Consider the following 1,070-nt stretch of genomic DNA (forward strand, 5'->3'; position numbering starts at 1 on the left):
AGGTTGGACGTGGCTGCAGGAGAAGAGACCTCACACATCCTCAGCGGGTTGACTGCCCAGCTGCCTGATCGTGATCCGGAAGAGACCGCGGAGTGGATTGAGTCCCTTGATGCGTTGATCGCGGAGCAGGGTACCGAGCGTGCCCAGTACATTATGCGTTCGTTGTTGCAGCGTGCTGGCGCGAGGTCGGTGGGTGTGCCGATGGTGACGACCACTGATTATGTGAACACGATCCCGGTGGACCAGGAAGCTGCGTTCCCGGGGAACGAGGAGTTCGAGCGCCGGTACCGTGCGTACATGCGGTGGAACGCCGCGGTGATGGTTCATCGTGCGCAGCGTTCGGATATTGGTGTCGGCGGGCATATCTCCACGTATGCCGGTGCTGCGACGTTGTATGAGGTGGGTTTCAATCACTTCTTCCGCGGCAAGGACCACCCCTCGGGTGGGGATCAGGTGTTCTTCCAGGGCCACGCTTCGCCGGGCATGTACGCGAGGGCGTTCATGGAAGGCCGTCTCACGGAAGAGGATCTGGACGGGTTCCGTCAGGAAAAGTCCAAGGCCGGTCATGCCTTGTCCTCGTACCCGCACCCGCGTCTGATGCCTGATTTCTGGGAGTTCCCGACCGTGTCGATGGGTATCGGCCCGATGAACGCGATCTACCAGGCCCAGTCCAACCGGTACCTGCAGAACCGTGGCATCAAGGACACCTCCGACCAGCAGGTCTGGGCGTTCCTGGGCGACGGGGAAATGGACGAGCCCGAGTCCCGTGGCCTGCTCCAGCTCGCCGCGAACGAGAACCTGGACAACCTGAACTTCGTGATCAACTGCAACCTCCAGCGCCTGGACGGACCGGTCCGCGGTAACGGCAAGATCATGCAGGAATTGGAGGCGTTCTTCCGCGGTGCGGGCTGGAACGTGATCAAGGTTGTCTGGGGCCGGGAGTGGGACTCCCTCCTGGAAGCCGATAAGGACGGGGCGTTGGTGAAGATCATGAACGAAACCCCCGATGGTGACTACCAAACCTACAAGGCCGAGTCCGGCGGGTTCGTTCGGGAACACTTCTTCGGCAA

At 61.3% G+C, this 1,070-nt stretch carries 1 protein-coding gene; it reads left to right on the top strand.

From position 1 onward, the window contains the following. Window positions 1-9 precede the first annotated feature (9 nt). Window positions 10-1,070 (top strand): pyruvate dehydrogenase E1 component-related protein (locus tag AC6CH8_RS22805; protein ID WP_498192462.1); only part of this gene is annotated, 1,061 nt, incomplete at its 3' end.

Source organism: Paenarthrobacter sp. GQ52, from assembly GCF_059759005.1.